We start from the raw sequence: 25,505 nt of genomic DNA, 5'->3' as shown, positions 1-25,505 counted from the left end.
CAACACAAAGACTGATTATTCCGGTCTTTGTGTTTTTCTTGTTAATCGGCAGTGAATGTAAATGTCTCTTTTAATGGTCTGCCTTCCATCCCCTTTTGAGTCCAAATGATTTCCACTTCGAATTCCGTAGCTTTTTCTGCCAAAAGGAAATTGCTAAATCGATAAGGCATACCATCATTCATTTGTTTTGCTAAAGAGATCGCTCTCTCGAAGTGTTCTTCATTGCATTCCTTTTCATCAGGACAACCAAAAAGTGAAAACTTCGTTGTAGTGTTAGGTTCATTTCTGAACATATAAATATTCGCCGATAATACATCCTTACCAATGTTATCAACCTCTAAAGAATAAGTATGGAATATCCCTTTTTCCGGTTTTACTAATCCCTTACCTTGATCGGCTTTGTCTACTTGGACCGACCATTGTTTTGATTTTTGTTTGAGAGGCAATTCACCAAAGGTTAAAGCTTTTGCGTCTAGAGTTGGTGTGACAATGTTCAAAAGGAATAATGTAGTTATAGCAAGTAACGTTTTCTTAAACATGACTTCCTCCTTGTTTTTAGTTACAGTTACTTTGCCCCAAAATGGAATGGAATATGTTTTGAACGAACATGCGTTTTAGTTCAATAAAAGAGATTGTCGAGGTAGCTTTTTCTAATGAAACTATAGAAGTAGGTTAGTTCCAATATGGTTATTCTTACTTCGTACTGTACGGTAATAAATATAAACACTACCTAATGACTCGTATCTAAAATTCTTCAGGGGATCTTAATTTAATAAAAAGTGAGGGAGTGATTGTTATTAGGTTTTTAAGGTTATTTGTCTTATGCATTCCTTTTTACTTCTCATTCACGGGAACAATTTACGCAAGTAATGACAGTAAAGAGTTTGAAAGGTTCCTTTCTGATATGGGTTACACTTCAGTACATCAAGCATTGCAAGAAAGTAACAAGCATTTTAATCATACCATTTCTTTGCCTATTCAATTACCTCCAGTACCATTCACTCACTATTACGGAAGGTTCAATAACCTTGAAGGTAGTGTGAATGATGGCTTCGAGGCGGAGTACATGAATAAAGCTCTATCTGAAAACCACTATGCAATTCGGGTTAGACCTGTTGAAAATAAAGTTAAAATTAGAGAAGGTAATATTGATCGAACTTTCAAATTGAATGATGGAAAAACTGCAATATATAGTACCAAGGCTTCTGGAGTAATTAACTTTTTACTTTTCGAAAAAGATGGGTGGCAATATATGTTAAGTGTTGATAAGAGGATTTCTAATAAGGTAACATCGGAAATATTGGTAGAAATAGCAAATTCCATAAAATAATTATTCTCTGTTGAATCGCTAAAAAAATACAGCTTACGGAGCAGAGTACATAAAAAGAGAGACCAAAAGTTCATTTGGTCTCTGCTTATTATTTCTCCGGTTTAATATAAGGGACGATTTGGGCAGTAGCACCTACAGAGGCACCGCGAATAAAGTCTTGATTTTCTAACGCTTTAAAATTCTGAGTTTGCCCAGTCAGCATTGCCCCTAAAATTCTCACTTGATCAAACTGTTTATTTTTATTTGAATGTAGAAACTTCTCGATTGTTTCGTTTTGATTATTTGCATCATATTCTTTAAGCGCATCAATAAAGCTATTGTATGCTTCTTTCGATGAATCAGATGGATCAAAACCATAAACCTGCACACCAACAGGGCCCTTACTTTCGTCTACGATTTGTGATGACATATACAACCATACGATGTTTAGATTATCGGGAATTTTTTCTTGGATTTCTTTTAATGTATAAGGCTGATCGAAAGAAATCGCAACTTCTGCAACATGATTTTTCATTTGTGAGACTTCCCCTAGTTCATTTTGCACACCGTCATGGTATCGATGAATAGCTGGATGATAAAAGGTCGCAACCTTATTCTTTGTTTGTTTATCATACTCATAGAATTCCGTATCGGTCCAATAAAATCCCGGAGTTAATTCGTTGTAATCAATATTGGTGCGAAGCCAATCATAAGAACTTGTAAGGGTGCTCCACTGTACTAAACTGCCATTGATATTTTTGGAACGATTCGTCACAATGTTGCCGCCAAACATGGAGGAATTGCTCGTAACTTGAGAATCGATTTGTATATTTGGTTCGGCAATGGAATTATGTAAAAAGAGCTGTTCGTGGAGTCTTGAAGAACTTTTCGCTGCAAAGTAATTTCCAGTTATATAAAGGATAGGTAATAGAATAAGAACAACGATGATTGAAGTAATGACGATTTTTAGAAATTGTTTTCGTTTTGCTTTTTTTAAAGAGTGTTTCAATGAATCGTCCATTAATATTTTCCTCCTATTTTTAAGTGAATAAATTTCCGTGCACGATATAATGTTTGTTTGACACTGTCTACTTTAATGTCCAAAATAGCTGCAATTTCTTCATATGAAAAATCATAGTAATACTTTAAAAAGAAAGCTTCTTTGTATTCTTTTTTGATATTTTTTAATAAATGGAATATCTCATCCTTGTTTAAAACTGCATCGAACTCCCGGTCTGTATATTGTAATTTCGAATAAATTTCTTCGGTTAAGTAGATGTTGTGCTGTTCCTTTTTTCTTTTCAAGTCAATATATTCATTGAGCGCTACTCTAAAAAACCATGGACGTATATTGCTCTCAGTCAAATCATCCAACAGTGTGTAAACTTTGTAAAAGGTATTTTGAATTATATCTTCCGCATCTTCTTTTCGGGCACCTTTCGCTAATAACAGACTGAACACTTCCTCTCCTAAATTAATAAGGTAGGAGGCTAATGCATTTTCTTTTTTCATCACTTTTCCTCCCTATACATATACAACGAAAAAGTAATGCGAAATGTATACACTTAATTGAAAAATTTTGAAAACAACTTTAAGAACCTCCTACCAATTTAACAGAAAGGAGGTTAATGCAATCACTACTTTTGGGATTGTTCAATCTATACTTAAGCGAACGGGGCAGGTTGGTTCAACAGGTGTTTCATTACGTTGTTAATCAAAAACGTAAAATTAAGTTTAACAAGTATACAAATGAAAAAGAAGGTATAAACCTTCCTTTATCGATAGGTCATCGCGTTTAATAAATACGGCATTGCCATTTTTATATATTGCTCGGCTGGTAACGAGCTATTATGATGCCAATCAACACAAGCTCCGTAAATCCCCCAACTTAACATAACTGCACCAATTTTTAAGGCTTCCTTTTCAATTTTAAGGTCTTGTTTTAATAGTAGGGAATGAAATACGGTTTCCAATTCTTTTTTAATTTTATTTTCAATCATAGTACTAAATGATTCATAACTTTTTTTACATTGTGTCCTTAAATCATTTTGAAATTCAGTAACTGAAAGGAAGATTTTTGTAATGGACTCTTCATCTAATTGGTCGTGACAATTCAATTTTTCTTGGATGTTTTTTAATATGTTTTCTGAAAGAACGGCATCCTGCAAATCGTACTTATCTACAAAATGAGCGTAAAATGTTGCTCGATTAACTGTTGCTTCATCGGTGATGTCTTTTATGGTAATGTCTTTGAAATCTTTGAGCTGTACCACTTTCATAAAAGAATCAATTAAAAGTCTTCTAGTTCGTAAAATACGTGGGTCCACCTTTGATTTTTCCATTTTAATCCCTCTTTTTTTAAAAGATAAAACAACATTTAAAAGCATTTGTTGTGTAAACGACAAAACGACAAAACTGATGATTGAGAAAGTAATTATCTTAAATTACAATAAATTATACAACAAGTGTTGTTTAAGCGAAAGGCGTTTTGAGAGGTAATAGCAGTTGGACATAAGCTTATCCTTAGCATTTTGGGAAGAATGGAACCCCTTAGCTCTACTGGGATATAATATGACATCGAAAAAAAATATCAAACAAATGCCGATTGTGTTTAATAAATAAGGGGGAGAAATAATGACAATTTTAGGATGGGTTTTACAAGGTTTATTAGTTGCAATGTTTTTAATGGCTGGATTTGGAAAAGTGACAGGCTCAAAAATGCACCGCGAAGCATTCGTTCACTTGGGTTTACCTCAGTGGTTTCGTACTGTTACAGGGGTAGTAGAGTTAATTGGCGCAGCATTATTAATAATTGGTTATTGGCAAAAGGATTTCGCAATTGCAGGGGCATTATTACTTGGTGTGACAGCCATAGGAGGATTACTTTCACATGTACGTGTAAAAGATGGATTTAAAGAAACATTCATGATTGTTCTGCTGGGAATAATTTCTTTTTTGTTACTATTTATTATTATTTAACGGGCAGTAAGTTTAGTTTATTGCTCATCTATGGGAGTGCGATTCTTCAAAATGAAGATCGCATTTTTTCTTATCCACAAGGAAGATTGTGGCTATTGAGAAACCCTCGACATCCTGAACTATCGTGGCAGGTTAGTTGAACAAGGATATTTATGGGAAATTGTAGAATATTTAAACGCAGTCCATTATATCGGTTTTTCAGCCTATCTACCCAATATGTTAGGAGTGTTTACGATTGCTATACCCTGATTGTCCAGTTATTATCAGAACAGTAGAGGTCGGTGGACTTACAAAATCGCAGCTTATCCATAAATTACAACAATACTCTATCTTGATGAATGATTATGGAGAGAGGCTGTTAGCTGATGATAAATTTACGACTTCTGATACAAAGTACAGCCTTCAGACCGTTGAACTAACCGTAGGTGACCTTGGCTTTCCTCATGGAGCTACTACGGCTCAGATCTTTAAAAAAGCGAGCGAACTTGGTTTTGAATTGTGTCCACTAGAGCTGGGACCTCACCTAAGACTGGGGTATCTGGATCAGCCTGAAGGTTATTTGGGGAATCCATTACTGCGACATCAAGCTCCATCAGATTCCATCACAATAGCGTCGGAGATACTAACTGAAGACGATGATTTTCCAAAAGGCTTTTATCTTAGACGAATTAACGACTTGTTGTGGCTGCGAGGATACCGTGCTGATCATCTGCACGTTTGGAATCCTAATGATCATTTTATCTTTTGTAAACAAAATAGACGCTGAAGAAGTGAGAAAATATTAGATTCGAAAAAAATCTCTATTATTGTAAGTTTGCTGGAGAACAGAGCTGTCTTAAAGGCAGCTTTTTTTCTTTATGGCACTAACGGGGCAGGTTAGTTGAATAAGGAATGCTATAATAGCATTATTTGCAAAACGATTTTAAGGAGTTCAAATCTTATGATTATAAAAATTGACTTAGGTAACGATTTTATTCAACACATTTCTTGTTCAACAAAAGTTGGTAGGAAGATGAACAGTATTCAGGAGGACTTTCTAAATTGGATTTTTGACGAGGAAAAGAATACAGAATATTGGGCATTAGAAAATGGGGAAAGAATTCACCCTAATTATGATGCAAAAGCATTTGTTGAATGGTTAAACAATGTAAGATTTAAGCGAGGAATAGCGAAAGCTAAATTAATCACGAATCCTCAATTGTGTGTTAAAAAGAAATTATATTTTTAGAGTGTCTCTTTAATGTTTAATGTTCAAACCATAAGAATGTCAAAAAATGCACTTAAACTAACGAGTACGTTAGCTGAAGAACAGAGCTGTCTTTAAGACACTTATTCTTTATGGCACTAAAGGCGCAGGTTAGTTTAGCAAAGATATTAAAAATGCATAAAGAGCATTGAATAATGTTGAATTTTAAAAAAGGGAGGCAGACATATGAAACTGAATCTTCCTCATATGAAATTAGACTCTTTACCTAATTTAGATGTACCGATAAAAGAAATAACGGAATTAAACCTTTTTGATAATAAGTTAACAAATATTCCTTCAGAAATTTATAAAATGAACAGATTAAAAATTTTGAATGTATCTGTTAATAAGATCAGTGAAATACCTGTTGAGATAGAGAATTTAACAGAACTTAGGATGCTGGATGCAGGGCATAATGAAATTGACGTTATTCCTCCTGAAATTGGGTCCCTTTATAATTTGGAGGATTATTTATACCTTCATAACAATAAATTACAATCCATTCCACCTGAAATCTCTAAGCTGGTCAAAGTGAAATATTTAAATCTAAGTGATAATCAATTAATGAAATTACCTGATGAACTTGGACATATGACCAATATTATAGAACTGCGTGTAATGAATAATCAATTAAAAGAGTTGCCGTACAGTATTAGTGGGTTAAGTAACTTGAAGGAATTACATGTAAAAAATAATCAAATCACAACTCTTCCGATAAATTTAGGAGAATTATCATTATTACGTGTTTTAGATATGGAAGATAATCAGCTAAAAGATATACCTCAATCGATACATAAATGTTTAAGGTTGAGACGATTGAATTTGAGACATAATCAATTGACTACATTGCCTGAAGAAATGGGACAATTGAAGAATTTATTGGAAATTGATCTTAGAAGTAATCTTCTAAGAGAATTACCAAAATCATTGCTGGAAATTGACGGGTTGGAACGTCTGGATCTTAGATGGAACCACCAATTAAACATACCGAAGTGGTTAGGTGAATTAGAGGAAAAAGGGTGTATTATTTATTTATAATTGTAATGACATACACTTAAACTAACGGGTGCGTTAGCTGGAAATCGGAGCTGTCTATAAGGCAGTTCTTTTCTTATGGAACTAACGGGGAGGTTAGTTCCATAAGGGTTCTCCCATTATTCGTATAATGTTCTTTGTTATAAACCATTTTAAGGAGTGGTTAATTTGAACAAAATAACAAAGAGATGGTCGTTTGTAGGACTACGTTAAACAAATACTTCTTTTACAGTTTGAGCAAATTCCTGGGGGTTCTGTACATAGCCTAAATGAGCGCCAGCAATGGAGTGAATGGGTAAATCCAGCTTCTCGGACAAGTCTTTGACAACATCTTGAGGGAATGAACCCACTGAATCTTTTCCATTAAATAAGATGATTTTTTCTTTTTGCCCAGCTAGCTTGTTCAAATCCATTTTACGACCAGTATATTGGAGGATTTCATACTTGAACCAATCGGCCATGCCTTTAACAACAGGATTATCAGGTTCTTCAAGCGTAACAGCTGGTTTAGCCATCATTTTGGCATCCATGGGAGCAATATGCAGAGCTTCGCCAAATAGTTTCATGGCTGCAGCCATTCCCTCTGTCTGGGAAGTTTCAACTATTTTTTCATTCATTGCTGCCCAATCTGATGAATCAGACAAAAATGTGTTAATCGGCGGTTCGTGGAAAGCAACTTTTTTTACAATGCCAGGATAGTCCTGCAAGGTTTCCATAGCGACAATTGCGCCGGAACTGCTGCCCAAAATAAATACGGGTTCATCAGTAAGGTGTTTTGCTAATGCAGCTACATCATTCGCATCGGTTTCAAGACGGTACGTACTGTTTGGATTTTGGGCGTCATTCGGCAATGATGTGGTTAATTCACTTTTTCCATAGCCGCGGCGGTCATACGTGACAACGGTATACTGTTCTTGTAAAAAACCGGCTGTTCTGGCGAAAATATCTCCGGTGCCATTAGCTCCTGGAATCAAGATGATAACAGGACCTTGACCAATTCTTTCATAATATAAGTGGGCACCATTAACCTGTAGAATACTCATTGCAAATCGCGCTCCTTTAAAAATATTTTTTTAAAATCCTTGCTAACTCATGTCACCAACTATAAACTCATGGTATGAGTTAGTCAAGCGACAAAATTAAAGAAGGATGGAATTATGACAAAGCGAATTAGTTTATCAAGAGAAATTGTGCTAGAAGAAGGCTTGAAAATCAGCAGTGAAATGGGATTTAATAAGCTGACCTACAACGGGTTAGCCCGTTCATTATCCATTCAGCCGCAGTCGATGTATCGATATGTAAGTAATCTGGAGGATTTAAAAAGTGGAGTTGTAGCCATTTACCTTAAAGGCTTGGTCGAATTGATTTACCATGAATTATTAGCGTACTCAGGTAAAGACGCGTTACGTAAATTCGCGTTCTGCGTGATTTCATATTCACAATCCAGACTCACATTTCCAGATATGGTTGGTGGACTTGCTGAATTCAGTAATACTGATGCAGTTTCAGAACAAATGGAAAAGCTGCATAACATTTTAGTTGAAATAATTAAACCCATTACAAAAGATAAATCAATGATTGAACAAAATGTTCAATTATTCATGAGTCATGTACTGGGTCATCTCCAACTCATGAATAATGGAATTGCACCGAAGAAAGTAAATATCCAACAAAATTTTGAAGAGAACATCGAACGATTTTTTTCATTATTTTAAAAGGAGGAGCTACGTTGTGGATGATAAACGGTAGCTTATCCAATATCAGTGCGAAGCACAGGGGCAACCTTCGTAATTTCATACCAAAAGATACCGTTACTGAAACGTTGACCATCTAATATAAATACAGACTGCTTCGGTAAAATTGGAAATGTAATCATACGAAAATCATTTCTAACGGTAATTGCTATTATATTATTGTTAATGAGTATACTTAAACATAAGAAGGCCGCTGATAGGTGGCCTTTTGAACGTGTTTTTTTGTCACATTATCATCCATTAATTAACGTGAAAAACCAAAATGAATACGCTCAGATGAACCTGGTATTTAACGATTTACAGGAATGCTGACTGGTCATTAATCGCGCATTGCTCCTGCCTCGCGGGAAGTCATTGCACCTTGTCCCTCGCTCACATCTTTTTGGATTTGTTGTTTTACTTTTTGTGCATCAGTTCCGGAAAATTCCGGTTTCGTGATAGCAACCAAATTCTCTTTAGCTTGTTGATTTTGTTTCATGCAAATCCTCCTCCATTTCTTGTTTAACAGTCTTATTATTTACAAAAAGACTTCATGTATCCAGAGATGAAAGCAGTTGGTCCATTGACTAATCAGAGCGGAAATCAGTCATTAGACCTATAAAAGCTATTGACTAATTTTAAGATAAATACTAAAATTTGGTTATAAAAATTTATGGGCGGTGTGGCTTTGTTGAGTAATATCGGTATTCCTGGATTAATCATGTTGTTCGTTTTCGTGATCGCCGTTTTGTTTTTGCTAAGAAAACTAGTGCGACCGAAGAAGGATCTTCAACAAAAAGTGGATAGACTGGAAGAAGAGGTTCGCCTATTAAAAAATCAGAAATAATAAGAAAAGTTTTCAAGACCGATTGGAGCTTTTTACATCATTATCAGGAGCTGATCTGCAGCTCTTTTCTTTTGCACGTAAGGAGCAGGTTAGTGCAAGGTTTTTTTTATTACGGGAATAAAAGGATAAGTTAGTTTGGATGGAGAAAAAAATAACAAGATGGAAAAATTAGGGGGGGCGATATGAGTAAGTTTAGTTTGTTTGGCAAGTTTAATGTACAAGAAGGCGAACGTGACAATATGGTGGATATTTTGTTGGAAGCAGCAGAATCCATGGAAGGTTTAAATGAATGCGAGATATATCTCGTGAATGTCTCAGAAAATGAACCAAACTCTGTTTATGTTTATGAAGTGTGGAGCAGTGAAAGCGCCCATCAAGCATCTCTTACTCTTGAAGCAACACAAACCTTGATCAAGCGTGCAAAGCCAATCATTACTGGAATGGAGAGAATCGGCACCTTACAGGCAATGGGTGGGAAGGGCATTTCATCTTATACGTAATGTACGATACTTGTCGTTGTCATATTCCACATTACGGGGAGCTGATCCGCAGCTCCTTTTCAATTGCAGGTAAAGGAAGGATTGTCACTTTTTCGAACATAATTAATAGGGGGAAATGCTTTCTTGAAAAAAGTGAAAATGATTTTAGCGATAACGGTACTTGCTTTATCAGCTTATCAACTACTAACTGACACCTTTGTTATGCCGTACTATATGTTCATCGTGGGGGCATTTATGTTAGTAACGGGAATAGTCGAACTTCAAAAAGATAGAAAAGGAGGGTTTTTGGGGTGTGTTGTCGTCTCATTATTTCTTTTCTTCGTTTCCATACAGGGTTCATGGAAGATTTGAACGGTCTTTAAGGCAGTATTCTCGTTTATTTTAGTAAGAGATTAATTGAAACATCAGCAGATCGAAAAACGTACGGTATTGTTCGTAAGGCTTGTGGGAATGTCGGCCTATTTTGGCATTTTGATAATTGCTTCGTATAAAATGCCGTTCAAGGACATTAATGGAGTCGCCTCTTTATTTCTCCTGGGTCCCTTCTCTCTATTGGACCTGCCAAACGTTTTAGCTGAGAAACGGCTAAACCAAAAATAGTGTATCTTAAGAAGAAAAAGCAAGGGAAGAAAACTCCTTAAATCAAGGTTATTTCTTCCCTATGTTCAGTGTTGGAAAATTTATAAAAAGAATGAAATGAGCAATATTAGCAGTACGGAGCCAATTATGAATATATAGCCGATTGGATTCCCGAAATTTATGGACCAGCCGACTCCGAACCGTTTTTCGACGAAGATGGAAGGATCATTTTTGTTCACATAAAAGATGCCTGCCTTCCAGTACTGGTCATCGTCGACATAGGCGGCATCGATCGCTTCCTCGTCTTCAGCCGCTACACGAATGCGCGAGCCGCTTTGACCGACCTTGAAGGCGTAGACGGCGGTGACGATAAGCATGATTAAAAGGAAGCCCAGCGGCATCGCTGCCATAAGAGCGGCATTGCCCATTCCCCCTTGAATGGTCACCAGCTGCAGGAAGCCAAAAAGAATGGTGATCAATACTGTCGTCAAAAACAAGAACCAACTTGAATATTTACGGAAGGCAAGTTGCTGGATGTGTGAAGATTTCTTTTTGGCAGAGGTCAGCTTGATGCCCGATCGTTTTGTCATTACATTGATTCCGAGCATCATTCCCTGGATAACCAATAGAATGAGCAATGCGGAGATGGTGGAAAATGGCGTTTTCGGACTGAAGGCGTCAGGTTGGCCAGCGATATCCCAATGAGTGGGAATCATGGCGGGCAGTTGATCGTATTGACTTGCCGTATAAACAAGCAGTCCAGCTGTAATGAGCGCGGGAAATGCAAACATGTAGGACGGAAGCATTTCATCTTTTGCATGGCTTGTGAGATCAGCTATCCGAACTTGTTTTAATCCTTCACCCCACTTATAAGTTCGTTTCAATTTCGTTATTTTTGCATGGAAATAAAGATACATCGTCATGCTTAACAAAAGAACACCGAACTGGATGGCTAAACCGGCAAAAACGACGTGATCTTCGGAAAGTGTCCGGTTTTTCGCCCAGAGGAAATAGACAATCAATGCAAGGAAACCGGTAATAAGTATTGTTGCTGAATAAAAGCGTTTATACGAAGAAATCGCTCGTTCCTTCATATGGTTTTCCGGAATTGTAACGCCAAAAACAATGGTCTGTTTCAATAAGAATGGGATGGCGGCTTGCAGCAAAATGATGAAAGCCAGTGTAACAAGAAAAATGGATAATGACATAAGTCTTATTCCTCCTTAATATCTAAAAGTATGGATGAAGTGAGCTGCTGGATTTCCTCCGCATTCATGCCCAGCACGATTGCCTCGGCAACAATCGGCTTCAGTTCCTCGACGATCCTCAGACGATGTTCAGGGGAAATGCCATCTCGAATGGATGGGTTAATTACGGCTCCGGACTTTGGAACAATGCGGATGATCCCTTTTCCTTCAAGCTCATGGTAAGCCTTGTTGACGGTATGCATATTCACCCCAAGGTCAGACGCCAACGATCTGACGGAAGGCAATACATCGCCCCCTTTTAATTGACCGCGGGCGATTAGTTCAATCAGTTGATTGGAAAGCTGCGTATAAATGGGGATATCCGATGAGGTTTCGATTTGGATAAGCATAAGTACCTCCTGACTGTTCTAATGATAGTATAACACGTTGTTCTATATAATGTATAACAAAAGTTCAGCTTCCTTCTTTAGGCAGGTTTTAATCTGAATGGAATACTTAAGTTAAGGAGGGGGATTTGGACAGCCTTTTTATGCCTAGATGCAGGGGGGATTGCTGAATCGATTATGGGTGAATTATCCAAAATATATGTTTATGCAAAAGACATATCTTATCGTTTCTTATTTGTTATTCTTCGTTCCTCTACTATTCATCGTGAATTTTCTGTTTGATATTATTACACTCGAAAAGGTGCAGGGCTTACCGATATTTTTTCCTTTGGTCATTTGCCCCATCGGTCTTTTCTTCGCTTTAAAAGCACATTATATCCATAAAGATGTTATGACGTTTGGTTCTATCATTGTGAATTCTGGCTTAATACTATTTCCTTTCGCATATATGATGTTAGGAACGCTGATATTTGGTGTTTGAATCATCATATCCATTTTAAAAGTTTCGAGCAGCCTGTTTTCGCTGAAAGAAGGAGTCTCTTTTTTTCATTGGTTTACATCTTGAGATCAAAACAGGTGCTTTCAAGAAGAAGGAAACCACATTCCCGCTTAAATATTTTGTTTTTATTTGCCTAAAGCGTCTGCTGTATGGATCTATTCCTAATGGGTGCATACGGAAACAACAAAGACACCCCTGAACCGCATTTTCCAATGTTCAAGGATGTTTTTTTACAGTGCATAAGCTGATTCCAGTCTTCAGCCTTCAAATTCGGATAATCGCATTGTTGTCTCAACAAAGGTTTTGAACTTCATAACTGCAGGTGACATATATCCGGTTGTTCTCCAAACCATTTGGATTACCCTTACACTATGTGGATTCTTTATCCGGATCAATGAAATTTTTTCCTTATCCAGACCAGGAATGAATGGAATGATGGCAACTCCGAATTTGGCCCCGACAAGTCCGGCAACAGTTCGCTCTTCTAATCCCTCAAAAGATTTTTTTGGTTGAAATCCGGCTTTATGGCAAATGTCCTCAATTACATCACGAATAGCAGTTTCAGGCTTAAAAAGTACAAATGGATCATTGGCTACCTCACTTAAATCAACTTCTTTCCTTCCGGCAAGTCTATGGTCATGGGGGACTATTAAAAATAATTCATCCCTCACAATTGGTATGGAGCTGAAATTTTCGAGTGGTTCTTGTGGAGAACAAAAGCCAATGTCAATTTCAGTAGACGCTAATCGATCCAAAATCTCACTTGTTGTGTGCTGATACAATTGAAATCTCAATTTTGGAGCTCCTTGACGAAAGGCACTAATTAGTTCAGGTACAAAGCTGGAGCCAAGCGTCTGAATGAATGCCAATGAAATCGTTCCATGGAGGGGGTTGTTTAAATCATTGATTTCCTGTTTGGCTGCATGTATTTCCAATAAAGCTTGATTTGTATGTTGAAGAAATATTTTACCGTATCTGTTCAATTCCACTCCATGACTTTTTCGTTCAAAAAGCGGTACGCCGATTTCTTGTTCAAGTCGAGAGATTGAACGACTCAATGCAGGCTGGGAAAGGTCTAATGTAACTGCTGCCCTTGAAAAGTTCTTAATATCAGCCAATGTTTGAAAATATTTTAATTGCTGTAGATCCATCAACAACATCCTCCTAAACCATCTGGTATTACAATCATGCATGGATTTGATAAAAAAGACAATTAGGTATGCATGGCATTCGGGAAGTATAATGAAAATAGATCGGTACATTATAAGGTGAGAAGCTACCCCATTTAATAATAGTCACCAATCTGTTCATGAGCTGACATACAGATTTCTTATGCTTAAAAAAGGAGCCATCTTATGAGAGAAATGAATAAATCAATTCCTGCTAAATTGCCATCCATTCTAAAGCAGGCCATGAGTGTCAATAAAAAGCCTTTTCCTTGGGTAAAAGCATTCTGTGCGGGGTTGGCTTCAGCGCTGCCCGTTTTTATTGGATTGCTGCTTGGCCATTTCGAATATGGACTGTTAGCTGGTATGGGGGGATTTACTTACCTTTACGTTTTCAATATTCCATATGCTCAAAACGCTAAAAAGCTATTTTTTGTTGTACTTGGTATGACCTTTGTTTCAGCACTTGGAACATTCGCTGCCCCTTACCCGGTTGCAACAGCTATTTTAATGGGAATTATAGGAGCGACAGCCATTTTTATTTTTGGAGCACTCCAAATTCCCGGCCCATCGGCTATTTTTTTTGTTTTAGTCTTTGCGATGACAACAGGAATGCCTGTCAATCCAGAGCTTGCGCCAGTACGGGCTGGCCTCGTTTTTTTAGGCGGCACCTTATCCTGGATCATTGCAATGATCGGTTGGGTATTCAATCCGCATGGACCTGAAACAGGTGTAGTTAAGAGGGTGTATACAGAACTTGCCGCTTTTGTTGATTCTGTTGGTACAGAGGAATTCAATGAGTCTAAAAACCGAGTCATGTCAGTTTTAAAAGAGGCAGAAGGAACACTTGCAGCAGGGTATATTCCGTGGCGAAAAACGGAAGTATTTAATCGACTGTATGTATTGAATGATCATGCAAATAAGATATTTATATACATACTCGAAAATTTTTCAGAAGAGCATCCAAAATTACCAGCGGAAATAGGGCAAACCATTCGGGAAATGACGACCAAGCTCGATAAAAAGGATACAGATAAACTAGTTTGTAAAAAAATTCTCCAGCCAGAAGAAATGAATGATAAAGTTGCAGCATTATTCGTAAGAATATATGATGCTGACGCGACCATGCATGAAGCAACATGGGAAAATAAAGTGATCCAAATTTCTAAACCATCAATCAAGATGGTGTTTGGCGGAGCATTCGACAAAAATTCAATTGTCTTCGTCTCTGCATTGAGATTCTGTACAGTAATCATTTTCGCAGCGATCATTGCCCATCAATTTGATTTAGCCCGTTCCTATTGGGTGCCATTATCTTGTGTTGCAGTCATGTCAGGCTCGACCATTGTGACTACATATCATCGAGCCATCCAAAGAGGATTCGGTACAATGGCGGGCATTTTAATTGCCAGTTTCATTCTTGCTGCACAGCCTTACGGATACATCATAGTATTGCTCATTCTGCTGTTGACGTTCATAACAGAGCTTTTTATTGTGAAAAATTATGGATTAGCTACACTATTCTTTACACCGAATGCGTTACTCATGGCTGAAAGCACGAGTCAAGGAACCTTCAGTTTTTCTTATTTTGCATCAGCTAGATTAATTGATGTGCTAATCGGAATTGGCATTGGCTTAATTGGCGTATGGTTAGTAGGCAGAAGGTCTGCATCCAGCCGCTTACCTCATTTAGTTACGAAAACCATCCGCAGCCAAGGGCAATTTTTATTGCTCCTTTTTTCTGACATGGTCGACGATAAGAGTGAAATGAAAAAAATGCAAACAAACATCATTCATTTAAAAACACTCTATACTACCGCAGCAGGTGAGCTTCCGGTCAACCAAAAGGCATTGGAATATTATTGGCCGGTTATATTTTCAATCGAACGATTGGGGTATTTATTGGAAAATTGCTCCAAGGTGCAAAAGCGTCCAACCCTTTCAGACAAGGAGCTCGCCCAAATACTTTATGTTTTTGAAACGATGGCCATTACTGCCGAAAGAAAACAATCTCCTTCAATAAAAATTGTCCCTGAAATAAAATCGTTCTCGAGCATACAAAATGAAATCATGTATTTGCAAAAATCGCTTCAACTTCATTCATGACATCTGTTTCGAGAGTAAAAGAAGTGAAGTGGGGTATAAGAATATAGAGGAAGATAATAGGTGTGATTTTTGGTGAGTGCAGGAAGTGTATTGAAAAGCCTTCTTTAAGTGAGGAACAAGGCTGTCAATTGCTGGCCTTTTCATATGAAAGGAAAGGATACTGCATTTGGATTTAGAGAAGATTATGCAGGCAGGGTAAAAAGGACAAAATGCGAAAAGTTAACGGAAAAGGGGATGGAAACAATGTCAAACGTTAAATTAGCCGTCATATTTTATAGTATGGGCGGAACGAATTATCAATTGGCAAAATGGGCCGAAGAAGGCGCGAAGGAAGCAGGAGCTGATGTGAAGGTATTGAAAGTACAAGAACTGGCTCCTCAATCCGCTATCGAAGGGAATGAAGCATGGAAAGCGACAGTCGAAGCAACAAAAGACGTACCGGTAGCGACATCGGCTGAAATCGAATGGGCAGATGCCATCATATTCAGTGTCCCAACGCGTTTTGGGAATGTGGCATCACAAATGAAACAGTTCCTCGATACCCAAGGCGGACTTTGGGCAAGCGGCAAGACCGTGAATAAAGTAGTCAGTGCCATGACTTCAGCGCAAAACCCACATGGCGGGCAAGAAGCTACCTTGTTATCGTTATACACCTCCATGATGCACTGGGGTGCCATCATTGCCACTCCTGGTTATACGGACCCAGTCCTATTTGGTGCAGGTGGAAATCCATATGGAACAAGCGTAACGGTTGGACAAGATGGTAAAATGATTGAAGAAGTGACAGATGCCGTAAAACATCAAGCCAAACGTACAGTCACCGTTGCCGAATGGGTCAAAAAAGGAAATCAATAAATACATTCCACATAAATAAGATGATCGCAACTTATCCCCGGATATCGAATCCGGGGTTTTTACAGCGATGATAAGAATATAGGCGCTTTACTTCTTTACGGAATTCGTTAAAAGAACGAACAAGTATATAAAACCGATACCAGTATGGGTGAGAGTTATGAGGATGTTCCAGTAGACAGAAAAATGGTGTCCATTGGCGATACGAAAACCGTCATTATTCTCGGGGAATTCCTGATTCCTCCGGATCATCCATTTGATAATGTTGCTTTTTGGCAGCATGGTCAAATTACTCCCGCCATGTTCATTGGTAGGATTGAAGTAACTTATGAATATAAAGATAATATGTATCAAGAAAAGAAGATGGAGTTTAGATCAGCATACATCCGGTGAATTCGAGGGGCTGCCAATTTTGGTGCCTTTTTTTTCTGTTCATGTGCACCACTCATTCGGAATGCGGGTGATAAATGAATTTCTTGTATACCCATGATTACTAAAAGCCAAATTAATAACATTAGAAATCAGTGATACAAATGAGGGTCTTATATGAACCAAGCTACTGTTAATGAAAAGTATAAGGTATCGCCATTTTATGTGTTCTTTTTAATACATGGCATGCAAACAGGATTAGGTGCGTTGAGCTTTCAAAGGGAACTGGCGAAGTTCACGGGTACAGATGGCTGGATGTCCATACTTCTGGCAGGATTGATTATTCACCTATTGATTTGGCTCATTTATAAGATTTTCAAAATGGTTCCGGGTGATATTATATATGCGAACCATTATGTGTTCGGTAAATGGATGGGCAGTTTCTTCAGCTTCTTGTTCATATTGTACTTTTTTATACTGGGAATGACGGTCATCGTCGGATATATACGTGTCATACATGTTTGGATGTTTGATGATGTGCCTGCTTGGGCGTTGGTTACGGTGTTCCTCATCCTGATTTATTATATCATTTCAGGGGGATTCAGAACGGTTACAGGCATTGCCTTTTTATCGATCATCATTTCATATTGGCTTTTATTTTTCCCGTTTTACGGTATTAAATATTCGGATTTCACGGGTGTACTTCCGATATTCGATCATTCCATCCTGGACATCCTGAAAGGAACCAGAAGCACCTCCTTAACGATGCTCGGTTTTGAAATGCTTCTGATGTATTATCCGTTCATAAAAAAAGCGGAAACATCACAAAAGTTTGCCCATGGAGGTGCACTGACCACTACCTTACTGGCTTTGATAGTCTATTTCGTTTCAATCGCCTTTTATCCACTCAAGCTGCTGACCCTTACCCTTTGGCCAACCTTAACGATGACCAGCATCATTGAACTGCCTTTTATCCAACGGTTCGAGTACATAACCATTTCTTGGTGGGCCATCATTATCATCCCCAACATGGTCATTCCATTATGGGCCGCCAGCAGGGGGATCAAGCGCGTATTCAATATCCAGCAAAAATATCCCTTATGGATCATGTCCATAATCATCATACTAGTCAATATATTTTATTACGATATCGACATCTTGCATGTAACAAACAAAATTATCAATCCATACAGCGTCAGCTTCATTGTTTTGTACTTACCGCTCCTATTCGTTCTAATAAAAATAAAAAAAAAATGGAAACGCTTTTGAAATTCTTATCCTCTACGTGCTAACGGTACTTGAGGGTTAAAACTACCTTCATCCAAAGCGCTTATAAGTAAAAGGGAGTGCTTTTTCGTTATGACAATTGGTAATACAGGGTGCCATTCATTCATACCCTTTCTAAAACGATTTATTTATTAAGGAGGTAAGATGAATAAATTCCATCCATTGATGTGGATCGTTCTAACGACCATTTTGGTCACTTTAGTAGTACCTTCCATTCTGGTGCTTTCCTTTTCAAACAATCCAAAGCATATTAATGCCTCAGCAAAGCAGGATTTAACAAACAGCAATGATCATACTGATAAAAACCAAGCGGAGCCATCCATCGACGTTTCAGTTTATCGGACAATGACTAAAGAGATTGAAAATATTCCTTTGGAAGAGTATGTTGCAGGAGTGGTTGCCTCTGAAATGCCCGTTTCTTTTGAACCGGAAGCTTTAAAGGCTCAATCCTTGGCAGCTAGAACATTTCTGGTCAAACAAATGCTCTCACCTTCCAAAATTAACTTACCGGAAGGAACCGATATAACGGATAGTATTCAATACCACCAAATCTTTAAAAATAAGGAAGAACTAGCTAGTGAGTGGGGAAAGGATTATCAAGCAAATTTATCTAAAGTGCAAAAAGCAGTCGATGCAACAAAAGGTCAGATTATAACTTATGATGAGAAACCAATTGATGCTTCTTTCTTTTCAACCAGTAATGGATATACGGAGAATTCTGAGGATTATTGGGGGAATGAAACGCCATATTTAAAAAGCGTTGATAGTCCTTGGGATCTGCAATCTCCTAAATTTCAAAATCAAACGAGTATTCCAGTACCTGAATTTGAAGAGTTGCTGGGGACAAAACTGAATAATGATGTGAATATAGGGACGATACTCTCGAAATCTGAAGGAAATCGAATAAAGTTCATTGAAATCAGTGATAAGAAGTATAGCGGTAAAGCGATCAGAAATAAGCTAAAACTTAATTCTTCCGATTTCACATTTAAAAGAGAAGGAAATAAGGTTATTATCAATACTAGGGGCAATGGTCACGGAGTAGGCATGAGTCAATATGGTGCTAACGGATTAGCCATGGAAGGTAAGAATTACAAGGATATTGTTCATTATTATTATCAGGATGTAACGATTTCTTCGGTTGAACCCTTCATAAACAAAATGTATGTGAAAAAGTGAAAAAATCTCAATCATATGTTGAGCTGTGATGAGCAGCTCTTTTTCTTAGTGTGCCTCTATCGGGGGCTGTCTTTATGGAGATGTGAAAATGAAACGATAAAATACAGAATAAAGTTTTTTATTCCAGCATTACTATTATGGATTACGGCAGGAATTATCCACTTTGTATTTTGGTGTTTACAATGAATAGCGGTTATTATTATGGTGAATGGAATGTCTGTGCTTTTAATTGAACGGCATTTACTAGTAAAGCAACAAAGAAGGAACTGCTTGGTTTGGGTATATTCTTATTCTTTATGATCCTATCTCCATTGTGGGTTATTGTTTTTGAACGGATGATAGGGAAAATGGAAAGGTAACGAGGGGATAATTTGAAAACAAGACAATCAAGGAAGCGCATTTTCAAAGACATAATGGGTGAAATTCTCGATTCAATCATCGTTGAATGGGCTATTAAATTCCTGGCTTTCATTCCAAGGATGATCGTTCGGCTAATAAAGGGTATGTTCTAGCATGTGCACTGATTTGTTCGGATAAGCAGACACCCAGCTAACGTGGCTTGTATCCGATTTCCAATAAAAAAGGCATCCGTAGATGCCTAACTTCGTCTTCATTTTTGATTTTCGTAGTATATTTTAGCGGAGAGTTTAATCTCCTCGTGTGTATCCTTGAACCATTCAAAAGGCGAGTAGTTTGCGATTGCGCATTTTGGTACAGAACCTTCCTGAGTTTTGCATATACTCAATTGGGTGATATTATCAGCGGAAATAATAGGTCCTTTATCAACAATTCTGTTATCCTTGTATGTCTTCACAAGGAACTCGAATGCATGATAGGCTTCATCTTCGGTTTCATAATCAAAAGAATAATGTTCTCCATTTTCCATGATTTCTAAAAAGTATAAAGTTCTATGTTTAACCTCCACGTACTCACCTCCTTTTTTAAATATATATTCAACAAAAGAGAATAATTTCCTTCAAAATAAAAAGCACCCAATGAAGGATGCTTACAAGTGTAACGACGATTGGATGGAGAAACAACTCCTCCAATCATGGGACGGCGCCTAACAAATGGGGTGCAGGCCATGACTCCATAACCTGTTCATTACAGGTCCGAGAGGTTGATGGAGAGAATCGATTCCATATAATAGCCTTTTTGGATTACGGCTTTAATGGCGAAATGGCCATTGATCCGCTTTCGCACCCTGTAGAGAAGGGAAGCGATCTCTTCGGCTGTCACGATTTGCTCGGAATCACCACTTCTTTCGGGCCATACATGCTGAACGATTCTTTCTTTTGCAATAAGGTGATCCAGGTTCTCATAAAGCAGCTTAAAGCAATTGAATTCCTTCGTCGGCATTTTAATGGGGGGTTCTTCATTGATGGTCACGGTCTGAAGATGCTCATTTATGATCACCGTATGCTGCAATTCCTGGCTCACCGGAGTCAAATCCATGGTTAAATCGTTGTCGATGGAAATCATGAATTCAATCAATCCATTAATCAAAGTAATGACATCCCCTGGTTCAATGGGGCAAGGATGACCCGGTACAAGCGGCATCTGGTTCACGGAGGTTCCGTGCTTGCTCGCCAAATCCTCAATGAAAAGCTTTCCTTCCAGCATATAAATACGGCAATGTTCCCTGGAAACGAAGTCATTATAAAGTTTGAAATCCGCTTGGGAGTACTGGCTTGCACGTCCAATCAATAGACTTTTCCCTTCATATACATAGGAGAATTCCTCGATCTGACCTTTATGCAAGGTTCTCAGGACAACCTTGTAAGTTTTATAAAACATTTCCTGCACTTCTCCTTAAAAATCTGAATATTTAGTATATTTTCATGAACTTATCATTTTAGCTACATGGCTATTTAGTGGTTGCAATCCTATAATTATAAATTATCAGACGCATACATCCTAACGAAAAATGAAAAAAAATCAAAATTAGGCACGAAGACGGCCATGACATGAATCCTGTTGAAGCGGAAGCGCCATTCAATGCAAGGGCCGATAAGCGTCAGGAATTCCGTCGTTAAAGGACAAGCACTGACACAGCCGGAGAATGATTCTCCGTTCAAAACGCAATCAAAAAGGAGTTGACCAAAGATGAGTATGTGGAGAGATAGAATCAATGCCTACAGCATCCTGCTGATGATCATTAGCATGATGGTTTACATCATTTATCCCCAGCCCCTTACCCTCGGTCTGTACTGCATATTTGGCATAGCCTTCATCACCCTGGCTATCCTGAATTAAATAAAGCCCGGGATGTGATGACGACGTTGAACTTAATCCCGAAGTGATATCGGTTAAAAAATAAGAAGTAGGCCTACCGGAACAGCGGTGGGTTTTTTTATCGGTTAAAGATGATTTTATGATAAAATATACCTAAAATGTAAAAGTAAGGAGATGTTCCTTATGAAAAAACGTTAATGGTGATAAGTGCTTTCTTACTGCTTGGACTTATCATCAATATATTTCCAGAAAAAGGAGAGGTGGTTAAAGATGGGATTGAAGTGAGTGAAACCTATATAAGAGACTCAAAAGTTTTAGTAGCTGATATGACTTTATCCGGCAGCCTTCATAAAAGGAAAACGCTAGAAATGAAAACACTATTGAAGGATAACAATACCATTTCAATAAAGAACGATCAAACTGATAGTGAAATAGAATGTATAGTAATGGATTCGGAGGGTGAAGAGGTATTTTCTGAAGTAATAAAGGGAGATGCAAAACGTTCATTTGAATCTTTGTCCGGAGAAGGAAGCATCAAACTGGTCCTAAATAGTGGGAAGCAAGATGCCGCGATCAGTATGAATGACGATGCATACGATTTCGAATAGCTGATTTAAATCAGACTCCATATTAATTTGGGTGTATGTCTTGGTTATGAGGATTATCCATGTCATTTTCTTACCAGTATAAAAAGGAATTGTTCCATTTGCAGAAAGAAGGGTATTTATGAAGTGATTACCCTTTTTTAGTTTGAGAACGAAAAGTGATGCATGCCGTGTTATGGTTATATTGGCAGGATAGCTTTTCATGGAGTCCTACACCATACTTAAAAAGAGCCATTTTCATATGGAAACGGTATAATAAATTGGCAGAAGCAGACATTAGAAATGACTGCAATCTTTGGTTTCAAGAATTGATTTTTAGCTGAAATGATGAGGGAAATAGCATTCATACAAAACGACAAAAAAGAAAAGGAGAAGCCATGACTAAGAGTAATGAAGCAGGATGGAATTTAGACAATAGTTATGCCCGCCTTCCGGAAAAGTTTTTCACGAGCACGAATCCGACACCTGTAAGCTCCCCTGAGTTGGTCATCCTCAATGAACCGCTGGCGCTATCGCTCGGTCTGGATGTGGAGGCATTGAAAGGCGAAATGGCCGTGGCGGTGTTTGCCGGAAACGAGGCTCCAGTAGGTGGTTCGCCTCTTGCTCAAGCGTATGCGGGGCACCAGTTCGGGCATTTTAACATGTTGGGGGATGGCCGGGCGATACTGCTTGGAGAGCAAATCCTGCCTCAAGGAGGGAGGGTCGATATCCAGCTGAAGGGTCCGGGAAGAACGCCGTATTCGCGCGGGGGCGATGGGCGTGCGGCATTGGGGCCGATGCTTCGGGAGTATATCATCAGCGAGGCGATGCATGCATTGGGCATTCCGACGACCCGAAGTCTGGCAGTGGTGACGACCGGCGAATCGATCATCCGTGAAACCAGGCTGCCCGGGGCGATCATGACCCGTGTCGCAGCGAGTCATCTGCGTGTCGGGTCCTTTCAGTTCGCAGCGAAATGGGGGACGGTCGAGGAGCTCAGGACGCTTGCAGATTATGCGATAATGCGACATTATCCAGAAGTTGAAACAGCGGAGAATCGGTATCTTTCATTTTTCGAGGAAGTGATCAAGCGTCAGGCAAAGCTTATTGCCCAATGGCAGCTGGTTGGCTTCATTCATGGAGTGATGAACACCGACAACATGACGATTAGCGGGGAAACGATCGATTATGGCCCATGTGCCTTCATGGATGAATATGATCCGGCTACGGTATTCAGCTCAATTGACACCCAAGGCCGCTATGCCTATGGCAATCAGCCGGTTATTGGCGGCTGGAATCTTGCGCGGTTCGCAGAATCTCTGTTGCCGTTGCTGGATGATGATCTGGATCAGGCAGTCGAGCTCGCACAAGAGAAGATTTCCGCTTTTAAAGAACTGCATCACGCCCACTGGCTAGCGGGGATGCGAGCGAAATTAGGGTTATTCAATGAAGAAACACAGGATGAAGCGTTAATCAATGGCCTCCTCAGCATGATGAAGAAACATGGTGCCGATTATACGAATACATTCAGCGCTTTATCGTTCGATACGATGGAGGACACGGTCCTTTTCGGGGCACCGGAATACGTTCAGTGGCATGAGCTTTGGAAGGCAAGACTGGGCAGGCAGCAGGAATCGAAAGAAGCATCAAACCAGCTGATGCAAAGCAGCAATCCGGCGGTTATCCCGCGGAACCACCGTGTCGAAGAGGCTCTAGCGGCTGCCGTGGAAAAAGGAGACTACAGCGTGATGGAGCGGCTTTTGGATGCTCTGGCAAACCCTTACGAGCATTCCGCCAAACAAGCTGAATACACCACACTGCCTGTATCATCCACGCCATATCGGACTTTTTGCGGAACTTGATGATGAAAAAAAGACGGTGTCCAGTCTCTCTGGATACCGTCTTTTCATATGACAAGAGGCGGCTGCTGAAGCTGCTCATCGAGAAGTCGAAATTGGCGAGTAAAAGGCCCTAATTGGCGAGTAAAAGGGCAAAATTGGCGAGTAAAAGGCCCGAACTGTTGAGTTACGACTTAAAACGAGGCAGACGATAAAAAAACTGCCGACATCATGTCGGCAGCTTTTTTTTAGACTTTACGAAGTTCCCATGAATTCTTGATGAAGCTAAAGATCGTGCATACGACGATGATCGTGAAGGATATTATTCCACTGAACCAAATGCTTTGAAATTCACTTGCATAAGGCTGGATGATGTATGAGGCAGCGATGGCCAAAGCCGCACTTATCGGTATGAAATTGGCAACTTTCCCTCTGCTGAAAACGATCACAAGTATGGGAGCGAGCAAGGCCGAATAGATATTCCCGGAATAAAATAAAAGCTCCAATAGGTTTGGGGAATAGAAGAGTGTTGCCATGAATATCAATGCGCCGATACAGATTGAAAGAAGGTAGGCCATCCTGATTTTTTGCTGGTCATTCGTTTGGTTCTGGAAGGGCACGATCATATTGGCGACAATCAAGCTGACCAATGCGTGCAGGCAGGCCCCGAAAGTTGACGTGATGGCACTGAAGGCACAAAGCACAAACAGGATGAAAAAGAATGGCGTCGTGATCTTGTTTGCCAGCCCCTCTAAAATGGAGTGGATATCAGTGAAGCCGCCTGTAAAGATCACCATGATGAACAGTGATGAAAACGAGAGCGGGAATATAAGCCATATCAGGCCGGACAAGGAAAAGGTTAAGGGTACCTTTTTCAGTTCAATCATGAACAAACGCTGCCATGACGTCAAATCAAAGAAAAATTGGCCGAATCCGACAAGAAGTCCGGCAAATATGAAACTCCATAAGTCATACTTATTGATCACCAGCATATAGGGGTGGTACAGGCGGATTCCATCATAAACAGGCTGGATGCCTTCCTTGACGAAAAAATATAAAGGGATCAAGATGACGGCGGCAAACATGAAAACGACTTGAAAGGCTGCGAAACCATGAATGAGCTTCAGTCCGCCGAAGCCTGCAAAAAGAATACAAAAAACGAAAAAGAAAAATAATCCGACATACAGCGGTGTATCGAAAAGGAATTGACATAGGGTGGAGGCGGCCATTCCCTGGATGAATAAAATGTGTAAGCTGGTGATGACGAGAATGACGAGCAGAATCCAATATCCCAATGGGTGCAGCCTCGTTTTCAAATAGTCGCCCATCGTCAATCCCGCTGGAAAATCTTGCCGAACCCGCTTACCGATGAAGCTGAACATGAATAGGGCGACCGCCCCCATTATTGCGTAGCCAATTCCCCCGAAAACGCCATACTTCACCATCGATTCAGGAGAAGATAATATGGTGGTTCCCGTCACCCAGCGTGCCAGGAGGGAAATGATTCCTAGCCCCATCCCGAGTTGGATCGGGCCTTGTACGTATTCTTGAAATGTCCGTGATCGCAA

The 25,505-nt window shown here is 39.1% G+C and carries 29 protein-coding genes; 17 read left to right on the top strand and 12 right to left on the bottom strand.

Going from position 1 to position 25,505, the window contains the following annotated elements:
* Positions 1-41: 41 nt before the first annotated feature.
* Positions 42-539 (bottom strand): hypothetical protein, encoded by a 498-nt coding sequence (locus ABE28_RS19610; protein ID WP_064465550.1) that lies wholly within the window; start codon positions 537-539, stop codon positions 42-44.
* 527 nt (positions 540-1,066) lie between these two features.
* On the opposite strand from ABE28_RS19610, the gene ABE28_RS25860 reads away from it, so the two are divergent.
* Entirely contained in the window at positions 1,067-1,330 is a 264-nt protein-coding gene (locus ABE28_RS25860) for a hypothetical protein (protein ID WP_257390638.1), read from the top strand.
* Between the two features lie 88 nt (positions 1,331-1,418).
* On the opposite strand, the gene ABE28_RS19600 is transcribed toward ABE28_RS25860, so the two are convergent.
* The 3 genes from ABE28_RS19600 to ABE28_RS19590 form a co-directional block, all read right to left on the bottom strand.
* Positions 1,419-2,330 carry a sigma factor regulator N-terminal domain-containing protein gene (locus ABE28_RS19600; protein ID WP_064465549.1) on the bottom strand — a complete coding sequence of 304 codons (912 nt, stop codon included), beginning with the start codon at positions 2,328-2,330 and terminating at the stop codon, positions 1,419-1,421.
* On the bottom strand, positions 2,330-2,821 hold the full coding sequence (locus ABE28_RS19595) for an RNA polymerase sigma factor (protein ID WP_064465548.1): 492 nt from the start codon (positions 2,819-2,821) through the stop codon (positions 2,330-2,332). Before ABE28_RS19595 ends, ABE28_RS19600 begins: the two co-directional genes overlap by 1 nt.
* Before the next feature lie 263 nt (positions 2,822-3,084).
* The gene (locus ABE28_RS19590; RefSeq protein WP_064465547.1) at positions 3,085-3,651 is read right to left on the bottom strand and encodes a TetR/AcrR family transcriptional regulator; all 567 of its coding nucleotides are present in this window, start codon (positions 3,649-3,651) and stop codon (positions 3,085-3,087) included.
* Between the two features lie 292 nt (positions 3,652-3,943).
* Here ABE28_RS19590 and ABE28_RS19585 point away from each other — a divergent pair, with 292 nt between their 5' ends.
* From ABE28_RS19585 to ABE28_RS19570, 4 genes are all read left to right on the top strand, one after another.
* The gene (locus ABE28_RS19585) at positions 3,944-4,288 is read left to right on the top strand and encodes a DoxX family protein (protein WP_064465546.1); all 345 of its coding nucleotides are present in this window, start codon (positions 3,944-3,946) and stop codon (positions 4,286-4,288) included.
* Between the two features lie 235 nt (positions 4,289-4,523).
* Positions 4,524-5,054: a hypothetical protein gene (locus ABE28_RS19580; protein ID WP_064465545.1), complete on the top strand. Its 531-nt coding sequence runs from the start codon at positions 4,524-4,526 to the stop codon at positions 5,052-5,054.
* 174 nt (positions 5,055-5,228) lie between these two features.
* On the top strand, positions 5,229-5,516 hold the full coding sequence (locus ABE28_RS19575; RefSeq protein WP_064465544.1) for a hypothetical protein: 288 nt from the start codon (positions 5,229-5,231) through the stop codon (positions 5,514-5,516).
* A gap of 204 nt (positions 5,517-5,720) precedes the next feature.
* The gene (locus ABE28_RS19570) at positions 5,721-6,572 is read left to right on the top strand and encodes a leucine-rich repeat domain-containing protein (RefSeq protein ID WP_064465543.1); all 852 of its coding nucleotides are present in this window, start codon (positions 5,721-5,723) and stop codon (positions 6,570-6,572) included.
* Positions 6,573-6,778: 206 nt separating this feature from the next.
* On the opposite strand, the gene ABE28_RS19565 is transcribed toward ABE28_RS19570, so the two are convergent.
* Entirely contained in the window at positions 6,779-7,612 is an 834-nt protein-coding gene (locus tag ABE28_RS19565) for an alpha/beta hydrolase (protein WP_064465542.1), read from the bottom strand.
* A gap of 114 nt (positions 7,613-7,726) precedes the next feature.
* Here ABE28_RS19565 and ABE28_RS19560 point away from each other — a divergent pair, with 114 nt between their 5' ends.
* Positions 7,727-8,284, top strand: coding sequence for a TetR/AcrR family transcriptional regulator (locus ABE28_RS19560; protein WP_064465541.1), 558 nt, complete (start codon positions 7,727-7,729; stop codon positions 8,282-8,284).
* Between the two features lie 358 nt (positions 8,285-8,642).
* On the opposite strand, the gene ABE28_RS25495 is transcribed toward ABE28_RS19560, so the two are convergent.
* Positions 8,643-8,801: a hypothetical protein gene (locus ABE28_RS25495; protein ID WP_167353414.1), complete on the bottom strand. Its 159-nt coding sequence runs from the start codon at positions 8,799-8,801 to the stop codon at positions 8,643-8,645.
* A gap of 192 nt (positions 8,802-8,993) precedes the next feature.
* Here ABE28_RS25495 and ABE28_RS25250 point away from each other — a divergent pair, with 192 nt between their 5' ends.
* The 3 genes from ABE28_RS25250 to ABE28_RS19550 all read left to right on the top strand — a co-directional run bounded on the left by ABE28_RS25250 (position 8,994) and on the right by ABE28_RS19550 (position 10,000).
* Complete coding sequence (locus tag ABE28_RS25250) at positions 8,994-9,149, top strand: hypothetical protein (RefSeq protein ID WP_156775844.1); 156 nt, start codon at positions 8,994-8,996, stop codon at positions 9,147-9,149.
* 182 nt (positions 9,150-9,331) lie between these two features.
* Positions 9,332-9,649: a putative quinol monooxygenase gene (locus ABE28_RS19555; RefSeq protein WP_064465540.1), complete on the top strand. Its 318-nt coding sequence runs from the start codon at positions 9,332-9,334 to the stop codon at positions 9,647-9,649.
* Between the two features lie 132 nt (positions 9,650-9,781).
* Positions 9,782-10,000: a DUF3953 domain-containing protein gene (locus tag ABE28_RS19550; RefSeq protein ID WP_257390829.1), complete on the top strand. Its 219-nt coding sequence runs from the start codon at positions 9,782-9,784 to the stop codon at positions 9,998-10,000.
* 329 nt (positions 10,001-10,329) lie between these two features.
* Here the strand turns inward: ABE28_RS19550 and ABE28_RS19540 are convergent, their stop codons facing one another.
* From ABE28_RS19540 to ABE28_RS19525, 3 genes are all read right to left on the bottom strand, one after another.
* Positions 10,330-11,436 (bottom strand): DUF1648 domain-containing protein, encoded by a 1,107-nt coding sequence (locus tag ABE28_RS19540; RefSeq protein ID WP_064465538.1) that lies wholly within the window; start codon positions 11,434-11,436, stop codon positions 10,330-10,332.
* Between the two features lie 5 nt (positions 11,437-11,441).
* Positions 11,442-11,825 (bottom strand): GntR family transcriptional regulator, encoded by a 384-nt coding sequence (locus tag ABE28_RS19535; RefSeq protein WP_064465537.1) that lies wholly within the window; start codon positions 11,823-11,825, stop codon positions 11,442-11,444.
* Positions 11,826-12,578: 753 nt separating this feature from the next.
* Positions 12,579-13,472, bottom strand: coding sequence for a LysR family transcriptional regulator (locus tag ABE28_RS19525; protein WP_064465536.1), 894 nt, complete (start codon positions 13,470-13,472; stop codon positions 12,579-12,581).
* Between the two features lie 204 nt (positions 13,473-13,676).
* Between ABE28_RS19525 and ABE28_RS19520 the strand changes: the two genes are divergently transcribed.
* The 5 genes from ABE28_RS19520 to spoIID all read left to right on the top strand — a co-directional run bounded on the left by ABE28_RS19520 (position 13,677) and on the right by spoIID (position 19,280).
* Positions 13,677-15,593: an FUSC family protein gene (locus ABE28_RS19520; RefSeq protein WP_156775843.1), complete on the top strand. Its 1,917-nt coding sequence runs from the start codon at positions 13,677-13,679 to the stop codon at positions 15,591-15,593.
* 243 nt (positions 15,594-15,836) lie between these two features.
* Positions 15,837-16,448, top strand: a complete 612-nt coding sequence (gene wrbA / locus ABE28_RS19515; protein ID WP_064465597.1) for an NAD(P)H:quinone oxidoreductase — start codon at positions 15,837-15,839, stop codon at positions 16,446-16,448.
* Between the two features lie 183 nt (positions 16,449-16,631).
* Positions 16,632-16,838: a hypothetical protein gene (locus ABE28_RS19510; RefSeq protein WP_064465535.1), complete on the top strand. Its 207-nt coding sequence runs from the start codon at positions 16,632-16,634 to the stop codon at positions 16,836-16,838.
* 153 nt (positions 16,839-16,991) lie between these two features.
* Positions 16,992-18,083, top strand: a complete 1,092-nt coding sequence (locus tag ABE28_RS19505) for a GerAB/ArcD/ProY family transporter (protein WP_064465534.1) — start codon at positions 16,992-16,994, stop codon at positions 18,081-18,083.
* A gap of 162 nt (positions 18,084-18,245) precedes the next feature.
* Complete coding sequence (gene spoIID, locus ABE28_RS19500) at positions 18,246-19,280, top strand: stage II sporulation protein D (protein WP_064465533.1); 1,035 nt, start codon at positions 18,246-18,248, stop codon at positions 19,278-19,280.
* A gap of 610 nt (positions 19,281-19,890) precedes the next feature.
* On the opposite strand, the gene ABE28_RS19495 is transcribed toward spoIID, so the two are convergent.
* Complete coding sequence (locus tag ABE28_RS19495; protein ID WP_064465532.1) at positions 19,891-20,205, bottom strand: hypothetical protein; 315 nt, start codon at positions 20,203-20,205, stop codon at positions 19,891-19,893.
* 179 nt (positions 20,206-20,384) lie between these two features.
* Entirely contained in the window at positions 20,385-21,077 is a 693-nt protein-coding gene (locus ABE28_RS19490; protein ID WP_064465531.1) for an FHA domain-containing protein, read from the bottom strand.
* 309 nt (positions 21,078-21,386) lie between these two features.
* Here ABE28_RS19490 and ABE28_RS25245 point away from each other — a divergent pair, with 309 nt between their 5' ends.
* From ABE28_RS25245 to ABE28_RS19480, 3 genes are all read left to right on the top strand, one after another.
* Complete coding sequence (locus ABE28_RS25245) at positions 21,387-21,536, top strand: hypothetical protein (RefSeq protein ID WP_156775839.1); 150 nt, start codon at positions 21,387-21,389, stop codon at positions 21,534-21,536.
* 176 nt (positions 21,537-21,712) lie between these two features.
* Positions 21,713-22,123 carry a hypothetical protein gene (locus ABE28_RS19485; RefSeq protein ID WP_064465530.1) on the top strand — a complete coding sequence of 137 codons (411 nt, stop codon included), beginning with the start codon at positions 21,713-21,715 and terminating at the stop codon, positions 22,121-22,123.
* Between the two features lie 374 nt (positions 22,124-22,497).
* Positions 22,498-23,961, top strand: coding sequence for a protein adenylyltransferase SelO (locus tag ABE28_RS19480; RefSeq protein ID WP_064465529.1), 1,464 nt, complete (start codon positions 22,498-22,500; stop codon positions 23,959-23,961).
* Between the two features lie 224 nt (positions 23,962-24,185).
* On the opposite strand, the gene ABE28_RS19475 is transcribed toward ABE28_RS19480, so the two are convergent.
* The gene (locus ABE28_RS19475) at positions 24,186-25,505 is read right to left on the bottom strand and encodes an SLC5/6 family protein (protein WP_064465528.1); all 1,320 of its coding nucleotides are present in this window, start codon (positions 25,503-25,505) and stop codon (positions 24,186-24,188) included.

Origin of the sequence: Peribacillus muralis (assembly GCF_001645685.2) — a bacterium.
In the GTDB taxonomy this organism is placed as follows: domain Bacteria; phylum Bacillota; class Bacilli; order Bacillales; family DSM-1321; genus Peribacillus; species Peribacillus muralis_A.
Note: the sequence above shows the minus strand (reverse complement) of the source record. Positions and strands in the feature narration are given on the sequence as shown.